Here is a 20,022-nt window from a genome sequence, read left to right on the forward strand (position 1 = left end):
CTCACCCGCGGGTGGCCAGCAGCGCGAGCGGCGGCAGCGCCACCAGCGCCACGGCCACGGTCGCGTTGCTCCACTTGTAGGCCACCAGCAGCGCGGCGAATTCGCGCAGGAAGGCGCTCGGCAAGTAGTAGAAGGCGGTTCCCGCGCCCGTCACCTCGGCGTCGAGGTCGAGGCGGCGGGCCAGGATCGCGGTGCGCAACATGTGGAAGTTGCTCGTCACCAGCACCATTCGCGTGCTGGGCCCGCGCTCGCCGAGCAGCCGCTTGGTGAAGAGCAGATTCTCCTCGGTCGTCCCCGACCGGTCCTCCAGCACCACGCGGTCTCCCGGCACGCCCCGACCGATCAGGTAATCGGCCATGGCCGATGCCTCGGAGACCTTCTCGTCGTCTCCCTTGCCGCCACTGGCGATCAGCAAGGGAGCCCGGCCCGCATCGGCTTCGGCACGGTAGACCTCGATCGCCCGATCCAGGCGTGCGGCCAGCAACGGCGGCACCTCGCCGCCGGCCAAACCGGCTCCGTGCACGACGATCGCGTCCATTCCGGGACGGTAGGACAACAGTCCGTAGCAGAGCGAGTACAACAGGAACGCCGCGAACAGGAATCCGGCATAGCTGATCGCCATCGTCAGCGAGGCCAGAAGCACCATCAGCCAGACGTTCTCGGTCAGCAGCGCGAAGACGAGCACCACGTAGGGCGCCAGCAGGGCGAAACCGAGTCCGAGCGGCAATAGATTCGGAAGACGCCACCCCTCCCGCCGCACCAGTTGTGCGCCATTGGCGATGGACAACCCGGCCAGCACCAGCACCAGCACCGGCGACAGGAGCACCGTCAGCGGTGCGAGCACCACGGTGGCATCGCCCTCGGTGATCCGGCCGACCACCCAAGCACCCACGAACCCCAGTCCCAGAAGCAAGAACACCCCGTGCCCCAGCCGCCTGCGGTCCCTGCCGAATCGCACCGCGAACACACCGAGCAGGACCACGCCGACCAGCAGAAGCACCGGGCCACGGTAACCGAGGGGTGCGCGGCGCGCCGCCCCCGTCCACGAGCGGCGCGGCGACCTCGGCTTTTCCCGATCTTTCCCCTACAGTGTGCGAGTCCGGGCATCGGTCGTAGACGACCGGTGTCCGGCTGCATTCGGCTTCAGCACACCAGCGTTACGGAACAGCACGTTGTGATGAAGGGGAGTCGACGAAAAACATGCTTCGATTATTCATCGCCGCCGCGGCGGCCACCCTCTGTGTGATCGCACCGCAAGCCGCGGCGCAACCGATCTACCCAGCACCGGATCCCGATCCGTTCTACGCCGCTCCGGCCGGACTGGACCGAGCCGCACCGGGCGAGGTCCTCGCCGTGCGGCCGATGCCCGCCCTACCGACGTTCCCCGGCTCGACGGTCACGATGATCAAATTCCGCTCCACCAACTCGGCGGGCGAGCCGATCGCGGCCACCACCACCGTCCTGACCCCGCAAAATCCCGCTCCCGGTAGGCCGCTGCTGTCCTATCAGCACATCATCAACGCGCTCGGCACCCAGTGCACGGTGTCCCGCGTGCTCTACACCAGCGACCCCAACCTGGAGATCCGCGAAGCGCCCGCCCTCAACGCTCTGCTGCTGCGCGGGTGGTCGGTCGCTCTCCCCGACCACCTGGGTCCGACCAGCGCGTACGGCGCCGCGAAACTGGGCGGGATGATCACGCTGGACGGCCTCCGCGCCGCACGGCAGGTCACGGAACTCGGCCTGGCGGACAGCCCGATCGGCCTGCTCGGATATTCCGGCGGCGGCATGGCGAGCGCATGGGCGGCCGCGCTGGCGCCCACCTATGCGCCGGAACTGCCGCTCGTCGGAGTCGCGTCGGGCGGGGTGCCGATGAATCTGGTCAAGATGATCGAGGGACTGGGCTATGCACCGCACGCGGTGTTCGGTCTCGCTTTCGCGGCCGCCCTGGGACTGGAGCGCGAGTACCCGACCCGGCTGCCGGTGAGCGATCAGCTCAACTCGCTCGGATTGTCGGTTCGCGGCCGAATCGCCAACAGCTGCACCAACGAGATCCTGCTGGTCGGGGCCGGGCGCGGCATCGTCGACGTCGCGGCCTCCAATTCGCTGGCCGACGACGAACGCGCGCGCAAGGTGCTCGAGGAGAACAGCCTGGAACTTTACGGAGACATCCCGGCCACGCCGGTCTACCAATGGCGTGCGGAGCAGGACTCTCTCATCCCAGTGGACTCGGTGGACAACACGGTGCGGCGATATTGCGCCGCGGGCACCCGAGTGCAATACGAGAAATTCCTCAGCCCGGATCATCTGTCCGCGGCGGTGCTTGGCATACCGTCCGCCCTCAGCTGGCTGGAAGCGCGCTTCAAGGGCGTTCCAGCGCCGAGCAATTGCTGAGTCCGGCCCGGCGGTAACTCACCGCCGGGCCGGTACCTGGCCGTCACCGAACGGCCATATCGCATCTCACGCCGTGAGTCAGGCGTCCTTGCCGCTCTCGTACGCGCTCTGGCGAGCCTCGTCCAGATCCGCTTCGGCGCGGGCCTTCTCGGCCTCGGCTTCCTTCTGCGCCGCATCGCGCTGGGATTCGGCCTTGTCCTGCTGAGCGCGACCCTCGTTCTTCAGGTCCGCGTCACCGGTGACGACGCCAGCGGCTTCCTTCGCCTTCCCCTTGACATCCTCGACAACCCCTTCGACAGCTTCCAGGGGTCCGCTCCGATGCTCCGGCATCACTACCTCCCAATTCCTCGTCGGCTGACATGCGTCGCATACCCGCCTCCGGCGCGGACAATCATGCTGTGACCGTCGCCACCGAACGGCGCATCGACGCCGGTGCGGCGGCTGCCCTCACCGATCGCGCAGCGCGGAGACGGTGGCGACGATCAGCCCAAGCACCAGGGCCGCGACGATACTCCCGGCGAAGGCGGCCACACTCGGATCTGTGAGCACAGCCGCGCCGGCGAACGTGACGGCGAATGGCAGGAGCAGGAACGAAATGAGGGCAATGGTGGTCTGATTGCGGCGGTCGCGGTCCTCGAAGACCCGTCGGCGTTCCTCGGTGCGGCGCTGCCGTGCCTTTGCTTCGGCGAGCGCCTCGTCTTCCAGACGAGCGCGACGAGCTTGCAGATAGCGCGAGATATCGTCCAGATCGGCGACAACCTGTGCGTAGAGTTCGGTCATCCGATGCTGGCGTTGGAAGGCACGCAGCACGTCCGCAACCTGCACTCCGCGTTCGGAGACATTGTTCCACCATAGTTTCGCGCGCGTGTCGAGGATCTCGGCTTCCAGCGTCTCGACCGGCCCCGCCCCGGTGCGGTCCACCCGAATGTCCGCGATGCTATCTGCGATGCGGTGCAAGGCGTTCAGTTGCAGTGAGCCGAGCAGAACGGCGTCCAAGTGGATCGACCGCACGTAAGCGCGTGCGACGGTGTGGAAGTCGGTGGTGTCGGTCGAGGTCAGCGCGGTGTAGTTCACACCGTCACGCAGAACGAGCGCGCGCCAATCGCCCGAGAGGTGGACGGTATCGTCGAAAATTCCCGGATCGCCAGGGTCGGGCAGGCCGTCGGCTACGGACGTGCCGGACGCCAGGAACCATTGCCACCGTCGCGTTTCCGACCAGCACCCCAGTGTCGTCGGGTCGGGAACCGGCTCCGGCATCCGATCGCCTGCCCAGTGGAGGTGGCTGACGACGCGAGGTCGCCCGGACTCGAACGACACCTCGCCGACGAGCGCGGACAACCATCGGCGGCCGTCGCCGCGCGCTTTGGTCAATTCGGACAAGACCTCGACGGGCTGCTCCGACAGCTGTACATGCGCGACGGCGTAAGCACTTTCCGGACTCAGCAGCACTTCCCAGCCGTGGACGGTCGCACCGTGCAGGTCCGGCGCCGCTCGGATCATCTGCCGGTACCAGCGGCCGGTGCCCCCCACCGCATACTGTGCGCCGTACAGCGCGTCGTGCACGCGGGCCGAGAAGTACCCGGCTCGAGCGGTGCGGTCGGCGACCGCCGCTTCGCCCCCGCGCTCGGCTACGGAGCCGATTTCCGGGATCGGCACCGGAAACGGGCCGGGGAACCAGCCACAGGCCGAGGGCGTGCGATCGGCCGTCCAGCGCACCTGGAAGATCAGGCATGCGAATACATCAGCGGCCACGGCTTCTCCTGATTTCGGCGGTCACCGGCCTAGTAGCCTTCGAAGGAGAACGCGGCGGCGAACTGCTCCGCTTTCGGGGACAGCGGTGCGTTCTCGAGCACGGTCTTGACGTTGCGCAGCACCTCGGCGACGCCGGTCAGCAGACCGACCTGCAATTTCGTCCATGACTCGGCGTCGTCGTTCGCGAGGACTTTCCTTCCGGTCAATCTGAGGCAGATTCCCCCGAGAATTTCGGCATCCTCCGGATTGATGGAGGCGTGACCGTCGTTGTTCCGGAACCGCCGGACGGCATCCATCCGCCAATCGCGAATCGCCTCGCGGACCCCGTCGATCGGATACCGATCCTCGGGCTTCTTGGGGAGCTCGCCCTTGAGTCGCTTGTCCAACGCCTCGCCGAAAGCCTGCTGGCAGTGAATGATCCAGGCCGTGAAGTCGTGCGCGCCGTGCAGCGGACGCCCGAGCCCGAGCAGCCTGTCTTCGTGCAAGGAACCGAACAGTTCATCCGCACCGCATCGGCGCGAGAGATCGTTCAGGTGGGTCCGCAGATCCAGCAACTCTTCGGACAGTTGCTCCAGTCTCCGCCTCGCCTCGCGATCGACTCGCAGACCCGCGGGATGAAGTATGTCGATCGTCGACTGCAACCTGCCGCCGCGAGGACCGGATGGTTTGCCGACGTGGTGCGCGACGCCGGTGCCCAGATCCGCGAAATATCCGTGCAATACGTCCACACCGCCGGTCCGGCTCGGGTCGCCACCGCCCACCCGCACCAACTCCCGCAGCAGTGTGTGGTTCGGGATCAACCATTCCTGTGGATCGCCCTCGCCCGGTGGACGGTTCGTCCGCCACCAGCGCATGAAGGTGTCGCGCTCACCGATTCCGACGGCATGAAGGTTGATGCTCAGGAATTCGTGCAGTTCCTCCATCAGCGAGACGGGGTCGGTCACCGCGACCACGGCCTCTCCCGCGCTTTCCTCGCCCTGCTCGTGCCAGTCGGCTCCGTCACTGACCAGGACGATCAATCGGTCGTTACCCGGCACGCCATGGCGGTGCAGCAAGTCGGACGCGAAATGCAGTGCCTGCCCGATGTCGGTCGCCGCGTTCTCCGGTCGCAGCAGGCTGATAGCGCCCTGGAAGTCCCGCAGGGTCCGCTCGTCGTCAGGACCCTGGATCTCGGCCATGGAGCCCGACCGGGGAAAGACGCACATCGACGTAGTGGTGAATTTCACCAGAGCGATACGGGATACCCGGCCGGTGACATGCCGACGGATCTCGACCATATCCAGGAGGGAACGTTTCAGAGCTTCCATCCGCGAGATGAAGCTCGATCGCCGCTGCGACCCGAAACCGACCACCTCGGCCTGATACGCGATGTCGCTCCAGCCCATCGACCCGCTGCAATCGGCGAGGATCACGATATCGACCCCGTTGCGATTGCCGGCCAGGAACACGTCCAGTTCGGTCTCGGTGTCGATGTAGCAGAGGTCCGTCCGCTCCCGCCCGGAGCGGTCGAAAACCTGACGCACCCGGAACGACTCGCCGTCGGCGGATACCCACGGATCGCCGCCGAGATGAACCTGTTGTCCCACAAGGTCTTGCGCGTTGCGCAGCTGCTTGCACACGTCGTCCAGGCGGTTCTCGGTGAGCGGTTCCAGGACGATCCGCGCGGCCGGTTCGCAAGCCAGCGTGCTCAGGCGCCATCCGTGCTCATCAATCACTTCCAGCCGCAGCTGGTCCACCAGTTCCGTGCTGACGACGACGGACCCCTCCGGGACCGAAGGCGAGACGACGATCCGCACCGTCGCCTGCCGTGACGAGCCGGCGCCCACCTCGAAGACGCCGATCCGCGCGATGTCCGCCCCACCGGCCGTGCCGTGGCCGTCCACGGAGCGGACCGCGACGATATTCGCGCCGACGAGACCGTCGCCTTTCGCGACCTGCAATGTGTGCCGCCGGTTGTCCCATACGGTCGATGTCATCTCTCCTCCACTTTGACCTCGACACCGAGGGCTTTCGACGCCGCTCGACGCTCCGCGCCGCCGCGGCCGATGAACCTGCCCTTGTAGTCCGGCTCGACATGCACAAACAACAGGTTGGACCGAGGCCGGTAGTCCGAGAAGCCGATGTGGTCCGCGACCTCGGCGCGGCCGCGCGCCCGCAACCAAGCGGTGAGTCGATCGAAGAGTTCGCGGCCACGTCGCTCGGCTATGGCGGCGGCAGCCACGTCCGCAGCGCGAAGTTTCTCCTGTTCCTGCAACAGGCGACGCATCACGCTTTCCGTGCGGCTCTCGCGCTGGAGTTCGGCGAACATCCGGTCGATGGAAGCTATGTCCAGCTTGCGCGAGCGGGAGTTGATGAAGATATGCCTGACGATCGTCAGCCGAGGCAAACTGATATAGGCGCGCTTGGCTTCGGTGCGCGGGCCGCGCCGGCGGTTCGCGGTTCCCGCCACGATCTGGAAGACGATCTGGCGGTCCTCCAGCGATTTCAATCGGCGCGCGTGTTCCGGGCACAGCCCCAGCCCTCGTTTGTGGGGGCCGAAGATCTGCCAGCGATAAGCGTGCTTGGCACACGCCGCGTTCCCGCAGGTCCTAGTCCTGCCGTCGGTGACGAACTCGCACGCGATGCTCCCGGTCGAGGTGCATCCCGGTCCGGCGCATTCCGGGAATTCCTTCCGGTAACAGTCCGGGCAGTACGACAGGTCGGCGGCGCCGGGATGCGCGACGCGATGCCGGTCACAGAAAGCGTTGCGGCCGCGGCAGTTGTCCCCGTTGCACCGGAACGTAGCCGCTGCTCCGCACGCGCAACTCGGCCGATGACGCGCACAGGTCGCGGTCATCCGGCCTTCGAGGACCACGGCGTGCTCGTCGCACACGCGTCCCTGCCGATCGCCCTGGTCGCATCCGGCGCACAGGAACGGCGCGTAGGTGACCCGGCCCGAGGCCGCGCAGGTCGTGCACTTGTGCCGGACCATCGCGGGTTCCAGGACGCCGCGTATGGAGAAGGTCGTGTCGGCGTCGACCCGGGCCGGAGCACACAGTCGATCCTGTACCCACAGCACGCAGGTCCGGTTGTCCCGCAGCGGGACGACGATCTTCTCGGTGCCGCGAAGACTGGCGCCGGCCAGCTGCTGTTCGATCTGCGTCCACAGCGCGCGTAATCCGGCCAGATCGGTCGGCGGATTGCTCGTCTGCCGGATATCCAGCACGACGTTGACGGGTTGACTCATGCCTGCGCCCCTCCGTCGGAGTCCAAAATGATCATTTCGACGTTGGCGCGGCGATCGGTCTTGCGCGCGTAGGTCTGATTGGTGATCAATCCGGCGCATACTCCTTTCGGCAGTCTGCGCGCCAAGCCCAGCAACGCGTCCACCGCGGATCTCCGTTCGTCCTCGGGCACATCGAGACGCACGCAGGCCCGGCCGTTGTCCGACAGCAGGCTGCTCAGCTCGTCCGGTACGCCATCGCCGATTTCCGCCGGTCCGCCGAGGACGAGCACCGTGGCGTTCGGCTGCCGCAGTACCCGGCGGATCTCCTTGCCGCGGCCGAGACGCGACAGCGCGGGCGCCAGATTGCGCGGCGGGCGGCCGGACAGCAGAACGCGCAGCCTGTCGTCCATGTCGCGCTGCTCGGTCAGCTCGTCGAACTCGCGAATGATCTCCTCGTCCGGCCTGCGCTGACGGGCGGGACGCACCGGCGCTCTCCGCCCGTTCGCCGCAGGATGCCTCGACCGCTGAGCGGCCAGTCTGGTTCGCCAAGCCGCCTCCAGAGTTCCCAGGCTGCCCGGAGCGACCTGCCTGTTGTGCCTGGTCACCTGGTCGTCCGCCAGCGCCGCCCGGTCCCGCAGCAGCGCCGCGAACTCGCTGCTTCCGAGTCGGTGCTTTCGGCCCCAGGCCGCGAGCAGATCGTTCTCGGTCTGTGCGTATTCCGGGTGCAGCGACGCGAGCGCCGGAGCGGAGAGCAACGGCAGGATCTCGCGCGGCTCGATCTGCATCGCGTACAGTTCGGCGCTCAGGTCCTCCAGCAGATCGGCCACCGATTCGGCCGCCGAGCGGCGAACGGTTCCCTGTTCCCGTTCCCGCGTCCTGCGCCGCTCGTCGGCTTCGTGCTCGAACTCCCCGCCCATGCCCTTGGCAATGGCGTTGGCTCGATTCCGATCGAGCATCTGTTGCCTGGGGGCGGACATGCGCCCTCCCTCGCGCCCCATCATCCGCGCGCGCACCGCAAGTGCCTGCAGCAGAACAGCCTGCGCTACAGCGGAACTCGGGAAAACCTGGGCATCGATGCATCGGAGGCTGACATTCGGAATCCCCAACTCGCCGTCGCCGACCGGATTCACGTCCATCACCGCGAAGCCCGATACGCGATCGTCGCGGCGCAGCGCCTGCTCGACCCGCCGCAGGTGCCGGACGGAGGCGGACGCGATATACCGAGTCGAGACCTGGTCTTTCGACTCCGCCAAACGGAGCGAACCACGGCCGGTGACGCGGCCCGCGACGAACAGCGCACGCCCACTGAGTGCGATGAGCTCCGGGACGTAGCGCCGGATCAGGTTGCTGAGGATCTCGCGTTGGAGATCATCGGCGACCTCGATGGCATGCCCGTCCTCGCACAGCAGGCGATGCGGCGCGGCGCCCCAGGAGACGCCCGACGGCAGCATCGTCCCACCGGCCTGCCGTACCCGCTCCGCGGCGGCGGAGACGGACTCGGCCAAGCCGTCGACAACCGCGGAACGCTGCGCGGGCTCGCTGACCCACACCGGTCCCGTATCAATCCACAGACAGCCAGGCCGATTCGCCTTCAAATACACTCGCGGAAAATCATCGCCGGATGGCGATGACGCGACAAATGACCGCTGCAATTTTCGATGTATTTCATCGACATCGTCCGCGGCGATCACGTAGCCCTTCAGAATTCGATGCCGCAACGGCGCATTTCTGTAAGCGCTCACGAGCACAATACATACCTCATCACCCCGGCGGAGATGCGGACATGTACGTCCCTGTCTCCGGTCATACTCTCAATCATGTTACCGCCGAGCTACATCGATGGAGGCAGATGAAAGAAGTTATTTCTCACCGAGACCGACAAGTGTCGAGCAATATCTTGCCGAGCATCCGCCTCCCCCGGCAAATTCCAATCGGCCTGCGGTCGGATCGCCCGCACCCGGACCCACGCCCAGCGTGCGAGACGATCCTGTCCACCTCCCGTCAGCCTTGCTCCCCGCTCTCCGCGACGGACAGCTCCACAGCCACGGGATCGCTCGGGCTGTCGGCGACCACCGCGGCCGCGTCGCCCAGTTCGGGCAGCGCCACCGGCGATTCGACCGGGTCTTCGGGTTCCGAGACCGTGTCTCGCACGGCTTTGGGTTCGTCCTCCGGCTGCGGCGCGGGGGCACCGGCGCACTCGTCGTCCGCCGGATGCAGCGCCGCCAGATCGGGCGCCCCCGTGAGATCCACCTCGGCTCCGACCGGGTTCCGCCCGCAGGTCGGGCATTCGGGGTCGCCTTGGACGCTGAACCAAACCGACTGATACCCGTGCTGCGCGGCGGCGTCCCCGAAGAGCCGGGGGAAGAACTCGTAGCCGGGAACGGTGGAGAGGATGAGGAATTGGTACCCGCGCATCAACGCGGTGGACACGAGATTCCCGGCGGAATGGGCGGGCGCGCCCGCATGTCCGAGTTCCAGCAGTCCGATGGCGATCTTCACCGACGCCGTCACGATATGGCTGATGTCGGCGCCGAGCGCAGGCTCGGCGATCAACTGGCCGGTGCCGTAGTCGAGACCGGCTGAATCACGCTCCCGCGCCTGGCGATTGGCCGCCGCGCACCGATAGCAGCGGGTGATCCCGGGCACGGTGAACACCACCTCCCCCGCGTGTCCGCGCGCGTAGACGCCGCCGAAGACGGCGGGCACGCCGAGAGTCCACGCGCGGTGGTCGAGTTCCCGCTGCGCCTTCGGGTCGTCGGTGGCCGCGATCACCAGGTCGCAATCGCGGATCATGGTGAGCAGTTCGTGGTCCGGGACGTCGCTCAGTGCGGCAGTGCGGGTATCGACGGTCACGGCCGGGTTGATCGCCCGCAGATGGGAAGCCAGCGCCTCGGTCTTGGCCGAGCCGACATCGGCGAGGTCGTACACCGACCGGGACAGATTCTCCGGCGCGACCCGATCCGGATCGATCAGCGTGAACCGCTCCACGGACGCGCGCGCCAGCGCCTCCGCGGTCTGCGATCCGCCGGAACCCAGGCCGACGATCAGCACCCGCGCAGTCCGCAGCGTGGCAGCGGCCGCCCCGTCGAGGCGAGCCCGCAGACCCTCACGAGCGGCGTCTGATCCCTCGGAAGCGGATGCGTCCGAGGGAACGGTAGGGTGCCTGCCGGATCGCACCGTATCTCTCGCCATGGCCTCGTCCAGCGCGGACGCCAGACGCGATCCCTCATCGGTGTTGAGGCTCCAGGCCAGCGGCAACGCGACTGTGGCAGAGGAACCGAGGCCCGCGGCGATCTCCGCGAGCGGGCCGGGTCGTCCCGCCCGGCGGGTCAGCAGCACCAACGGCGGCACAGTGGGATAGAGCGCGGGAAACAACGCGGTGACATCGGCACTGCGCTCGCTGAGCGAAACGACGGCGTACAGCACACCGTCGATCGTGGCGTAGGAGACCGGCGACTCCACCCGCGCGCCGAGCCTGCGCGCGAGCAGGTTCGTGTCACGGAAGATCGGGATCACCCGCGGCCGTGCGGGTTCGACTCGCACCGCTCCGCGAACTCGCGCCTCCGCCACATACACCGACAGCGTGCCCGACCCCAGTGCCACCCGATGCTCATCCAGGAGCTGCCGTCCACCCGGCGAGGTGACGATGGGGCAGATCATCCGTCCGAGCCACGGCGCTTTGCCGAGTTGGTCGGCGAAGGCTCGATGATCGCCTGCCGAGGGATGGTCGATGCCTATCGGGTGCGAATGCACGATGCCCTTGAACTCGAGATTCGCGTCGGACCGCTCGGTCTGCGCGACCCGTTGCCGCAACGTCGGCGAGGGCGTGTACGTTACGCCGGTAACCGCGGCGTGGGGATCGGGAACGAACCGGGAGACCACCGGTTGCCCTACCGGCCCGACGAGGGCTCCGCCACGCTCGGGCGGATGGGCGGCGATGAAGCTGTCGATTTCCCAGAGCACGGTGTCGTGGAACGCGACCTCGAGGTTCGTCATGGTCAGTCCTGTCCGACGTTGAACTGGAACCCGTGGCCACGCCGATAGCACGACGCGCCCCGCGTCCACAGCGCCGCCTTCGCGTAGGTCGCGGCCATGCTGGGGTAGCCGCTGCCGTCCCGCTTGGTCAGGCAGAGTGTGCCGTCGGGCCAGAGGTGACTGCCGTGCGGGTCCACCGATCCGCCGAGGCGCGGTTCGACCAGCGCCACCCGATACACCCCATAGCCTTCGTGGTAGTAGAGGAACAGGCTGTATTTGTCGCCGAACTCGTTCGTGATGCTGAAATGCCAACCGTTGTAGGTCCCGTCCGAGACTCGAACGGTGTTGCGCGGCATATTGGACCGCACGAAACTCGACTCGGTCGCGATGCGGCCGGACGAGTAGAACGTGTCGCTGGTGACCTCGGCGATGCGCTCGCCGCCGGTGGCGTCATCGCCCATGAACAGCTCGCCTTCCCTGCCGACGTACACGTGCTTCGTCGGATCGTCCGGCTGCCCGTCGTTGCGCTGCGCCTCTTTGACCGCGTCTGCGATCGCGTTGAGATCGACCGCCATGGTCAGGCCGGTGACCGTGGCGAAACGCCCGGAATCACGGGTCCGGCGCCACGGCAGGCCATAGAAGGTGTCGCCGGTGACCTCGGCCACCGTTTCCCTGGCTGTGCTCTCGGCATCGACGATATCGATCGACCCGTCGCGCGCGACCTCGACCCGGGGATGGCGTCCGGGCACGGACGTCTCGGTCAGACCTCCGTCGACGACATCCTCCTCGTGCGCGAACGGCGGGCGCGGCACGATGTCGCTACTGGTCGGCGGACTGTCGAAGACCATGGAACGGGGTATCGGCGCGTCCGATTCAACCGGTTCCGAACGATCCCACGGGTAATCCTCATCTGTCATGGGGCAATTTTCGAGCTACAGCTAGGTGCGGCTCTAGAGGATTGATTCCCCCAAATATCTTGCCGCGTATGGAGCAGTGCCCGCAAAATTCAGCCGGTTCGCGGGCTCGCCCCTCGTTACGAACGTCCATCCACGAGCCGGATCCAAGCGCCATACCGGTGCATGAGCCAATACAGCCGCTGGTGCCCGTCTCGGGCCCGGTCTCCATCGGCCGTCGGCGGAACCAGTTGAGCAACCAACTCCGCGATGCTCTCGCTGACCTTCTTCTCCGTCGAGTACACCGCGCCCGCGATGGCGGCGGTCGTCGGGACGATCGATCCGGCCGCGACAACCTGGAGGATGCTCCGTTGCAAAGGCGTGCAGCGAAACGGGCTTCGGCGCGGTCGACGCGACACATAGGCGTAGACGAACGCCGCCGCCGTTCGATCCACCCTCTCCCCGTCGGCTCGGCCCGCGACAATTTCCAGCGCCCGTTCGATCGCCATGGTGGCCGGCTCGGCCGTCCCACGGCCGGCTTCGGGGCTTTCGAGCTTGCGTAGTTTGCGGTCGCTGAGCTTGGACCTGCGCTCCGACAACGTCACCACCCGGATGTCGGTCGCACCGAGCTCGAGTCCGGTCTCATAGGCGATCGCGTGCTGCGTCGCCACCGAAACCTCCAGGGTGGGAGCCACGACGGCCACTGCCACGTCCGGTGGCCGATCGAGCTGACCACGAATGGCGCGCGCTTCGACGACTGGGTCGTAGCGCAACCGGCTGTCGAAAGTGGCCTCGAAGACCACCGAGTAGTGCGTTCGGACGGGTAGGGCCGACCGCGCCGCGCCGCCGGACGGAGCGACCAGATCGACTCGGCGCCAACCTGATTCCACTTTGGGCACGAAGAACTCCGTCGCCGCCAGCCAGAACAGCACATGCTCGTCGGCCGAACTGGCGTCATGCGCGGTCGCCACTATCCGCGGCGGCGTGCCGGCGACCCGGGATCCGCGCGAGGAACGGCCGAGCCGTGCCTGCGCGGGCTCGACGTGGTCGCTGCTGGGTATCTTGATCACGTGGGTCACTCCCGTTCTCGGTTCCACCTGCGGCCGTTCCGGAGAACCAGATGGTTTCGAGCCTCGCGAGTCGACGAACCATATTCCCTGACAGCCCCATTTGCCCGGTCTGCCGCGCAGCACCCACGCGATGATGTCGCAGCCGACGCGGGCCCCGCCAGGCCGGACGTTCGAATGGGGAACACCGTAGCGCCCCGGGACAACCGGTCGGGTGGTAGCGAGGCCATACCTCGCTCGTAAGCAGCGCGGCCACGAGCCGCGCGAATTGTTGAACCCCGGTTATCGGCACCGGATGCGCTGGTCGCTTCTCCGGTGCCACGGACCTGGACGGTGCGGCCGACCAAGCCTGAGCCTGTGTCCTTCCGGTGACTCGCATCCTCGGCATCGGATGCGGGGTACGCGGGGACGGCGTGACGGCGACCTGTGTGGGTCCGCCGCCAGCTCCGTCGAGAATAGTCGGCGTGCGGACCGTCTTCGAGGTGCCCCGTACCGGGTTCCGCCGGAGACGCACTCGCGGCAGCGTGGCGAATCCGCACCCTGCCAGCCGGTACGTCATCTGACGAGCCCCTGTGACAGACCGATCGGAACCGAACGGACCGCCGTTACCGCCTCGGCGTGTCTACGGGAGTGTCGAATGCCGACCCAGCGGCTGTCCATACGCCGAAGGCCCTGGCCGTCGACGCGACCAGGGCCTTCGCCGTGTGGGAATCCGTTAGTGCTTGGCGAGTACGGGAGCCGCGGACTCCGGCTCCTCCGCTCCCTCCGGTGCGGCGGACCGGCCCGGCAGCAGCACCGCCATGACGATCACGATCAGCGCCAGCGCCGCCGAGACGAGGAAGGCCAGGCGCATGCCGTCGAGGTGGGCGGCGACGAGGTCGGCGCCATCGGCGGCGAGCGAGGTGGCGCGCGCCGACATCACCGTCACCACCAGAGCGGTGCCGAACGCCGCGGCGACCTGCTGCAAGGTGCCGAGCATGGAACTGCCGTGCGAGTACAGATGCTGCGGCAGCGCACCGAGACCCAGGGTGAACACCGGGGTGAAGGCCGCCGCCAGCGACACCATCAGCACGATGTGCAGGCCGAGCAGCTGCCAGTACGGCATGGTCATCGAGATCTGGGTGAACCCGGCCAGCGAGGCGGCGATGCCGACCGACCCGGGAATCACCAGCCAGCGACCGCCGAACCGGTCGAACAGGCGACCGACCGTCGGTCCGAGCAGACCCATCGCCAAACCGCCCGGCATCACCAGCAGGCCGGTGGCCAACGGGCTCAGTCCGCGCAGGTTCTGCAGGTACAGCGGCAGCAGGATCATCGACCCGAGCATGGCCATGAACGCCACCGACATAAGGATCAACGCCTTGGCGTAGGTGCCCGACAGCAGAACGCGCAGATCGAGCAGCGGGGTGCCGGTGCGCTGCAAGCGCAACTGACGCCACACGAACAGGGCGATCAGCGCCGAGCCCACGGCGACGATGCCGATCGGGCCTGCGACGTCGTCGCTTTCGAATCGGCTGAGTCCGAACACCAGTCCACCGAACCCGAGCGCCGCCAGCGCCACGCTGGCCACATCGATCTGCCCGGCTTGCGGTTCACCGACGTTCTCCAGCTGCCGCAGCCCCAGCCAAGTGATCACACCCGCGATCGGCAGCACCAACACGAAAAGCCAACGCCACGACGCGATTTGCAGCACACCGCCGGAGATCACCGGACCCATCGCGGGCGCCACCGAGATGGCCAAGGTGACATTGCCCATCACTCTGCCGCGGTCGTGCTCGGCCACCACCGTCATCAATGTGGTCATCAACAGCGGCATCATCACCGCGGTGCCGAAGGCTTGCACGATCCGGCCGAGCAGCAGCACCGCGAACGACGGCGCGATCGCCGACAACGCCGTGCCCGCCAGGAAGACGCCCATCGCCGCCGCGTACGCCTGCCGGGTCGACACGCGTTGCAGGAACCAGCCGGTGGTCGGGATGACCGCCGCCATCGTCAGCATGAACGCCGTCGACACCCACTGCGCCGCCCGGTCGGTGATCGCCAGATCCGACATCAAGCGCGGAATCGCGTTGATCATGATGGTCTCGTTCAGGATCACCACGAAGGTAGCGAGAACCAGCACCCGGATGACGGTCGGCGTCCGCCCTCCCGAAGCTGGAACGGATGGTGCGGCGGACATCGGATACCTCCGGAGGCATGGGTCGTTGACAGAACATGTGGCCCGTTGCCGAGTCACCGGATCGCGTCCCGGCGCCACAGCTGTAGAGACGTCGTCACTCGGTCGAACTCATCGGGCGCGGGTCAGTATTCCGCCCGGCACCGACACAAATCACCTGGTTTTCCCGCCGCCCGAGTCCGCAATCTACCCGTAACCCGCTGGTCAACAGCTCGCGCCCGCAGCCACCGAGACCAAATCGTGAGCCTGGTCACTACCTCGGCACGCCCGGGAGACGGCCACGGCCGTCACGGCGCCGACATCCGTGCGAAGACCGCGATGTCATCCGGAGCGTCCTCGGCGCGATCCGCAGTCGCGGGGTCGTTCAACAACCCCCGCAAAGCGGGGATGACACGCTTTCCATCGATAGCTCGATGGATGCGAGCGACATGCCAGAGGGCCGTGGCCGCAACCCCACGCACATGGGAGTCCCAATCGCCGAGCAAAGCCAGAGCCCGATCGGTCACCCACGCGGCATCCGAATCATGCAGTCCCACCCGCAGAATCGCTTCACGAACAGCCGCGCTTTCGTCGGATGCCAACATTGCCATCGCCTCATCCCGCGGGATCGGTTCCAGCCTTCGATACACAGCCACAACAGTTCACCCTCTTGGAAGGAGGCAATTGACGTGAACCAGCCTGATGAGCAACCCTGTGACGCGGATGGATACCCGAAGCACCCGCAATAGACGTTCGGCGCTTTTCTGGGGTCGAATACGAAATCGGCCCCCAACCTCGGAAAACCCGCGGGTCAGGGGCCGTTTGCTCCCCCATCTGGACTCGAACCAGAAACCTGCCGTTATCGATGTGTTCGATAACACTTCCCGAGAATTCTCAAAAGTACCCATGAGCTGCGCAGATAGCCGATTTCGATCCTCCGACACTTCTCACTGAATCCCGGCAGTTCGCGGTGAATCCATGTCGTTTCCGTGTCGTTCGTCGAATGAGCGCAGCGGTCGACAGAGGTTCTCCGCTCAGGCGAAACAGGTCAGCCAGCAACGGGCAAGTCGGCGTGTCGCAAGGCGGCGCGCCGACAATCTTCGCGATCAGCTACCCATTGGCAATCAATACCGGTTGCAGGGTCCGCGGCCCAGACCGGGAATTCGCGTCTCGGCGTCGACCACCTCGGACGCGACGACACTTGTGACCCGTCCACGCCCGCGCCCCGATAGGACCCGGCTAGAATTCACGTCATGAGTGATGGGGGGACGCCAGCCTCTGGCCCGAATCTCTCTGTGGTACCCGATGAGGTGTGGGAACTCGGCAAGTACGTCTACGAGTTGGCAGATGCGCTGCGCGCGGCGCTGGATTCCGCCGCGAAGGACGTCGCCTCGCTCACCGATGGCAGCTGGACCGGGGATGCGGCCAATGAGTTCTCCGCGGGCTGGACCGATGTCCGTGACGGTGGCTCCCAGGTCATGAACGCCCTGACGGGTATGGCGGAGAAGCTCGGCGTCACCGCCGATACCTATCGGGCACGTGATGAGAGCAACGCCGCGTCCTTCAACACATCGAGCTTGGATCTGCCATGAACTCACGATTTTCGGTCGATCTCGACCACCTCGAAGAGATCGTCGCCCGCCTGTCGGGGCTCGCCGGCTTCATCGGCGAACATCTCGATGAAATCGATGACCGGGTCGCCACCTTGACCGGCACTGGCTGGGAAAGCGTCGCCGCTCGGGCGTATGCCGAGGCCCACACTCAATGGGTCGCCGGGGCACGCGAATTCGTTGAAGGTCTTAGGGATATGAGCGATGCAGCGAAGGCTGCACACACGCGCTATACCCGTGCCGTCGATACTAATTACAAGATGTTCAACGGGGGGTAGCCCACCATGGGCGTACTGGTCATCGACTGGCAGACCTACTACGACGCCGCCAAGAAGTGCCATAGCCTCGCGACCGACCTCCGTACCGCCGACAAGCCGGTCCACGATGCCGTCAAAGGTGAGTGCGCTGGCATGGCCGGTGACGCGCCGGGCTGTGAGCAATGGGGTAAAGCCTATGACCGCGCCGCCCAGGAAACGATGCAGACCTGCACGAACCTGGCCGACGCACTCACAAACTTCGGCAACATGCTCTACGCCGCCGGATACAACTGGGCACTGGCCAATAAGTCCAATCCGATGCCCGACCGCCCCACCGCCACGGCGATGTCGGAATATAAGGTGTCGATTCCGACATCAGTGGGAAGCAACGGCGACGGCGTCACCGAGGGCAACGGCAGCATCCCCGGCTTCTACGACGCCCTGGTCGGCAAGATCCAGGACGAGTTCGGCAGCAAGCTACCCAATGGCAACAAGGACAAGCTCGCCAAAGCCGCATCCACCTGGAAGACCTTCGCCGAACACCCCACCATCACCGGCGCCCCCGCCCGAATCACCGCAATAAGCAGCCTCTTCGACGACATCCAGGACAAGAAGGGCCTCGAAGCCCTCCTCGGGCACCTCACCACACTGAACAGCGGTGCCACACAACTCGCCGCCGCATCCGTCAACCTCGCCGCGCCCGTCGGCGAATACAGCGAAGCCACCGCCGATGTCCGCGACAAGTTCAAAGAAGCGGTCACCAACGCCCTGGTAGCGGCTGGAGCCACAGTCGTCATCGGTGTCGCGGCCTCCTGGATCACCGCCGCTCTCAGCAACGTCGCCGCGAGCGTCGGCGTTCTGGCGATCGCCGGCAACACCGCCCGAGTGCTCAAAAGCACCTATGACATCAGCAAACTCATCAGGATCATCGGCGCCGCAGCCGCGGCAACAGGCACTGCCGCCTTCGTCGTCACAGCGTTCGACAAAGTCCCCAGCCTCACCGATATCGCCGTCAAACTCGGCACCATCATCGCCATGAAGGTGTACATCGATGACGACGGAAACCCCGTCAGCGAAGGTGACACCTCCGGCGCTCCTTCGAGCGCGGTCACCGACGAGATGGCAAGAATGCTGCGAGAGGGCATCCATCCAGGCGAAGACTGTTCCGAGATCGCAGAACACTTGAAGAAGGTTGCCGCTGGAGCAGGAGAGATACTCAGAGTGGATCCCGCTCCCGGGCAAGAGGTAACCGTCGAAGAATATGGACAACGTGAACAATTCCTATACCACGAGGTCTATACCGACGGAAAATATGTGTACGATCCCAGACACAGTCCAAACCCCATCCCTATCGAGCAATGGCGGAAGACTATTATGGGAGATAACCCCGGCGCCACAGTCAAGAAGGTAGGGTAATGAACTCTGGCGACTTCATCACTCGATTGAAGCGGTACGGAGACCTGGAGTGGTACCGCCATGCGGGCGGCACCGGCGACGACGGTACTCCCACTCCACCACTTGTTGTCTGGCGCTTTCCCGAACCTCAGCCGGCTCGCCTCGCTGAACTCTTGCACGAGGCCGCCTCCGCCGCGAAGCGAGAGATCGACTGGCTGTTCGACACCACCCGACGAAACTGGGTACTCGTACCTTCACGAGTGATGGCAGAGAAAGAACGCCACGGACTGGCCACCGAAGCACAAGCTGTCGACCTACTGGTGCGGACAGACCCAGATTTCTGCCACCGGTCGGTACGTGATCTCGAGAGAATCATCGCGGTATTGGACCGATATTCCGGCGGCTGACGCGTCAAACTCACGCCACTAAAGATGGTGAGCAGCCTAATGGCGTACGTGTCATGCTGAAACGGACTAACCTCTCACCTGGTAATTGGCGACCCTGGCGGTAACCCGCAACCATGCATCCCGGCTCAGCCTGGCCTGCCAGACCTCGCAATTTTCCACAACCGCCAGCGCCACAACACGCCCCCGGCTCAGATAGGTGGGCTGACGGGACCCCGTTGATCGGTCCACCGTGAGTAGCGTAGCCCGCGGGGGTTTGATAGCCCAGGGCTGAGTGCCTGCGGTGGTGGTTGTAGTCGTCCTTCCAGTCGCTGATCACGACGCGGGCTTGGGTCAGCGACCAGAAGTTGTTGATGTTGAGGCATTCGTCGCGCAGTCGGCCGTTGAACGATTCGATGTAGCCGTTGCGCCAAGGCTGTCCGGGTGGGATGAACGCCAGGCCGACGCGTTCACCGGCCCAGTCCCGCATCGCCTGGCATGCCAGTTCCGGGCCGTTGTCGCTGCGCAGCGCGGCCGGGTATCCGCGGCCGGTGGCGATACGGTCGAGTTCGTCAATGAGCCGGTCGGCGGTGATGGAGCGTTCGACCAGCCCGCCCAGGCATTCGCGGGTGTGCTCATCGACGATGGACACGATCTTGACCGGACGGCCGTCGTCGGTGGCGTCGAACTGGAAATCGACTGCCCACACTCGATTCGGCGCGTCCGCGGTCACCGCCGTGACCGTCGAGTCACCGATTCGTTTACGGCGCCGTCGCTGCGGCACCCGTAGCCCTTCCTGCCGCCACAGGCGTTGGATCTTCTTGTGATTCACCGTCCAGCCCTCGCCGCGGGCGTCGTGGTAGGCGCGACGGAACCCTTGACGTGGATGGTTGCGTGCCCAGTCACGCAACCATGCCCGCAACGGTGCATCCCGATCCG

General features: G+C 66.1%; 16 protein-coding genes and 1 pseudogene. 5 read left to right on the forward strand and 12 right to left on the reverse strand.

Features of this window, described 5'->3' with window-relative positions:
* Position 1: 1 nt before the first annotated feature.
* The gene (locus ACWDMM_RS18575) at positions 2-1,000 is read right to left on the reverse strand and encodes a YdcF family protein (RefSeq protein WP_357108805.1); all 999 of its coding nucleotides are present in this window, start codon (positions 998-1,000) and stop codon (positions 2-4) included.
* A gap of 200 nt (positions 1,001-1,200) precedes the next feature.
* On the opposite strand from ACWDMM_RS18575, the gene ACWDMM_RS18580 reads away from it, so the two are divergent.
* Positions 1,201-2,391 (forward strand): lipase family protein, encoded by a 1,191-nt coding sequence (locus tag ACWDMM_RS18580; protein ID WP_357108802.1) that lies wholly within the window; start codon positions 1,201-1,203, stop codon positions 2,389-2,391.
* Between the two features lie 78 nt (positions 2,392-2,469).
* Here the strand turns inward: ACWDMM_RS18580 and mbp1 are convergent, their stop codons facing one another.
* The 10 genes from mbp1 to ACWDMM_RS18630 form a co-directional block, all read right to left on the reverse strand.
* The gene (mbp1, locus tag ACWDMM_RS18585; protein WP_195077666.1) at positions 2,470-2,721 is read right to left on the reverse strand and encodes a microaggregate-binding protein 1; all 252 of its coding nucleotides are present in this window, start codon (positions 2,719-2,721) and stop codon (positions 2,470-2,472) included.
* 117 nt (positions 2,722-2,838) lie between these two features.
* Positions 2,839-4,143, reverse strand: a complete 1,305-nt coding sequence (locus ACWDMM_RS18590) for a hypothetical protein (protein ID WP_357108799.1) — start codon at positions 4,141-4,143, stop codon at positions 2,839-2,841.
* 29 nt (positions 4,144-4,172) lie between these two features.
* Entirely contained in the window at positions 4,173-6,119 is a 1,947-nt protein-coding gene (locus ACWDMM_RS18595; protein ID WP_195077664.1) for a vWA domain-containing protein, read from the reverse strand.
* The gene (locus ACWDMM_RS18600; protein WP_449938563.1) at positions 6,116-7,369 is read right to left on the reverse strand and encodes a KH domain-containing protein; all 1,254 of its coding nucleotides are present in this window, start codon (positions 7,367-7,369) and stop codon (positions 6,116-6,118) included. Before ACWDMM_RS18600 ends, ACWDMM_RS18595 begins: the two co-directional genes overlap by 4 nt.
* Positions 7,366-9,090: a hypothetical protein gene (locus ACWDMM_RS18605; RefSeq protein WP_449938565.1), complete on the reverse strand. Its 1,725-nt coding sequence runs from the start codon at positions 9,088-9,090 to the stop codon at positions 7,366-7,368. The genes ACWDMM_RS18600 and ACWDMM_RS18605 overlap by 4 nt, the downstream gene beginning before the upstream one ends.
* 259 nt (positions 9,091-9,349) lie before the next feature.
* Entirely contained in the window at positions 9,350-11,344 is a 1,995-nt protein-coding gene (locus ACWDMM_RS18610; protein WP_449938568.1) for a ThiF family adenylyltransferase, read from the reverse strand.
* 2 nt (positions 11,345-11,346) lie between these two features.
* Positions 11,347-12,240 carry a hypothetical protein gene (locus ACWDMM_RS18615; RefSeq protein WP_195077660.1) on the reverse strand — a complete coding sequence of 298 codons (894 nt, stop codon included), beginning with the start codon at positions 12,238-12,240 and terminating at the stop codon, positions 11,347-11,349.
* A gap of 116 nt (positions 12,241-12,356) precedes the next feature.
* Positions 12,357-13,286 (reverse strand): hypothetical protein, encoded by a 930-nt coding sequence (locus ACWDMM_RS18620; protein ID WP_357462231.1) that lies wholly within the window; start codon positions 13,284-13,286, stop codon positions 12,357-12,359.
* A 712-nt stretch (positions 13,287-13,998) separates the two neighbouring features.
* Complete coding sequence (locus ACWDMM_RS18625; protein ID WP_357108785.1) at positions 13,999-15,462, reverse strand: MDR family MFS transporter; 1,464 nt, start codon at positions 15,460-15,462, stop codon at positions 13,999-14,001.
* A 284-nt stretch (positions 15,463-15,746) separates the two neighbouring features.
* The gene (locus ACWDMM_RS18630) at positions 15,747-16,049 is read right to left on the reverse strand and encodes a hypothetical protein (protein WP_449938571.1); all 303 of its coding nucleotides are present in this window, start codon (positions 16,047-16,049) and stop codon (positions 15,747-15,749) included.
* Between the two features lie 642 nt (positions 16,050-16,691).
* Here ACWDMM_RS18630 and ACWDMM_RS18635 point away from each other — a divergent pair.
* From ACWDMM_RS18635 to ACWDMM_RS18650, 4 genes are read left to right on the forward strand one after another with little or no spacing between them, the layout of a single operon-like run.
* Positions 16,692-17,030 carry a WXG100 family type VII secretion target gene (locus ACWDMM_RS18635; protein ID WP_011208093.1) on the forward strand — a complete coding sequence of 113 codons (339 nt, stop codon included), beginning with the start codon at positions 16,692-16,694 and terminating at the stop codon, positions 17,028-17,030.
* A complete protein-coding gene (locus ACWDMM_RS18640; protein ID WP_449938573.1) occupies positions 17,027-17,326 on the forward strand; it encodes a WXG100 family type VII secretion target in 300 nt (99 codons plus the stop codon). Before ACWDMM_RS18635 ends, ACWDMM_RS18640 begins: the two co-directional genes overlap by 4 nt.
* A 6-nt stretch (positions 17,327-17,332) precedes the next feature.
* Positions 17,333-18,721, forward strand: a complete 1,389-nt coding sequence (locus ACWDMM_RS18645) for a hypothetical protein (protein WP_357108776.1) — start codon at positions 17,333-17,335, stop codon at positions 18,719-18,721.
* On the forward strand, positions 18,721-19,107 hold the full coding sequence (locus ACWDMM_RS18650) for a hypothetical protein (protein ID WP_195077656.1): 387 nt from the start codon (positions 18,721-18,723) through the stop codon (positions 19,105-19,107). Before ACWDMM_RS18645 ends, ACWDMM_RS18650 begins: the two co-directional genes overlap by 1 nt.
* 235 nt (positions 19,108-19,342) lie before the next feature.
* On the opposite strand, the pseudogene ACWDMM_RS18655 reads toward ACWDMM_RS18650, so the two are convergent.
* Positions 19,343-20,022: pseudogene (locus ACWDMM_RS18655) on the reverse strand (IS3 family transposase); the annotation flags it as partial.

The organism is Nocardia sp. NPDC003726 (genome assembly GCF_053586955.1).

What these genes read in the sequence shown, in the direction of transcription:
- ACWDMM_RS18580 (WP_357108802.1), top strand. Translation starts at nt 1,201, where the DNA reads ATGCTTCGATTATTCATCGCCGCCGCGGCGGCCACCCTCTGTGTGATC.
- mbp1 (WP_195077666.1), bottom strand. Translation starts at nt 2,721, where the DNA reads ATGCCGGAGCATCGGAGCGGACCCCTGGAAGCTGTCGAAGGGGTTGTC.
- ACWDMM_RS18595 (WP_195077664.1), bottom strand. Translation starts at nt 6,119, where the DNA reads ATGACATCGACCGTATGGGACAACCGGCGGCACACATTGCAGGTCGCG.
- ACWDMM_RS18600 (WP_449938563.1), bottom strand. Translation starts at nt 7,369, where the DNA reads ATGAGTCAACCCGTCAACGTCGTGCTGGATATCCGGCAGACGAGCAAT.
- ACWDMM_RS18610 (WP_449938568.1), bottom strand. Translation starts at nt 11,344, where the DNA reads ATGACGAACCTCGAGGTCGCGTTCCACGACACCGTGCTCTGGGAAATC.
- ACWDMM_RS18615 (WP_195077660.1), bottom strand. Translation starts at nt 12,240, where the DNA reads ATGACAGATGAGGATTACCCGTGGGATCGTTCGGAACCGGTTGAATCG.
- ACWDMM_RS18625 (WP_357108785.1), bottom strand. Translation starts at nt 15,462, where the DNA reads ATGTCCGCCGCACCATCCGTTCCAGCTTCGGGAGGGCGGACGCCGACC.
- ACWDMM_RS18630 (WP_449938571.1), bottom strand. Translation starts at nt 16,049, where the DNA reads ATGGCAATGTTGGCATCCGACGAAAGCGCGGCTGTTCGTGAAGCGATT.
- ACWDMM_RS18635 (WP_011208093.1), top strand. Translation starts at nt 16,692, where the DNA reads ATGAGTGATGGGGGGACGCCAGCCTCTGGCCCGAATCTCTCTGTGGTA.
- ACWDMM_RS18640 (WP_449938573.1), top strand. Translation starts at nt 17,027, where the DNA reads ATGAACTCACGATTTTCGGTCGATCTCGACCACCTCGAAGAGATCGTC.
- ACWDMM_RS18645 (WP_357108776.1), top strand. Translation starts at nt 17,333, where the DNA reads ATGGGCGTACTGGTCATCGACTGGCAGACCTACTACGACGCCGCCAAG.
- ACWDMM_RS18650 (WP_195077656.1), top strand. Translation starts at nt 18,721, where the DNA reads ATGAACTCTGGCGACTTCATCACTCGATTGAAGCGGTACGGAGACCTG.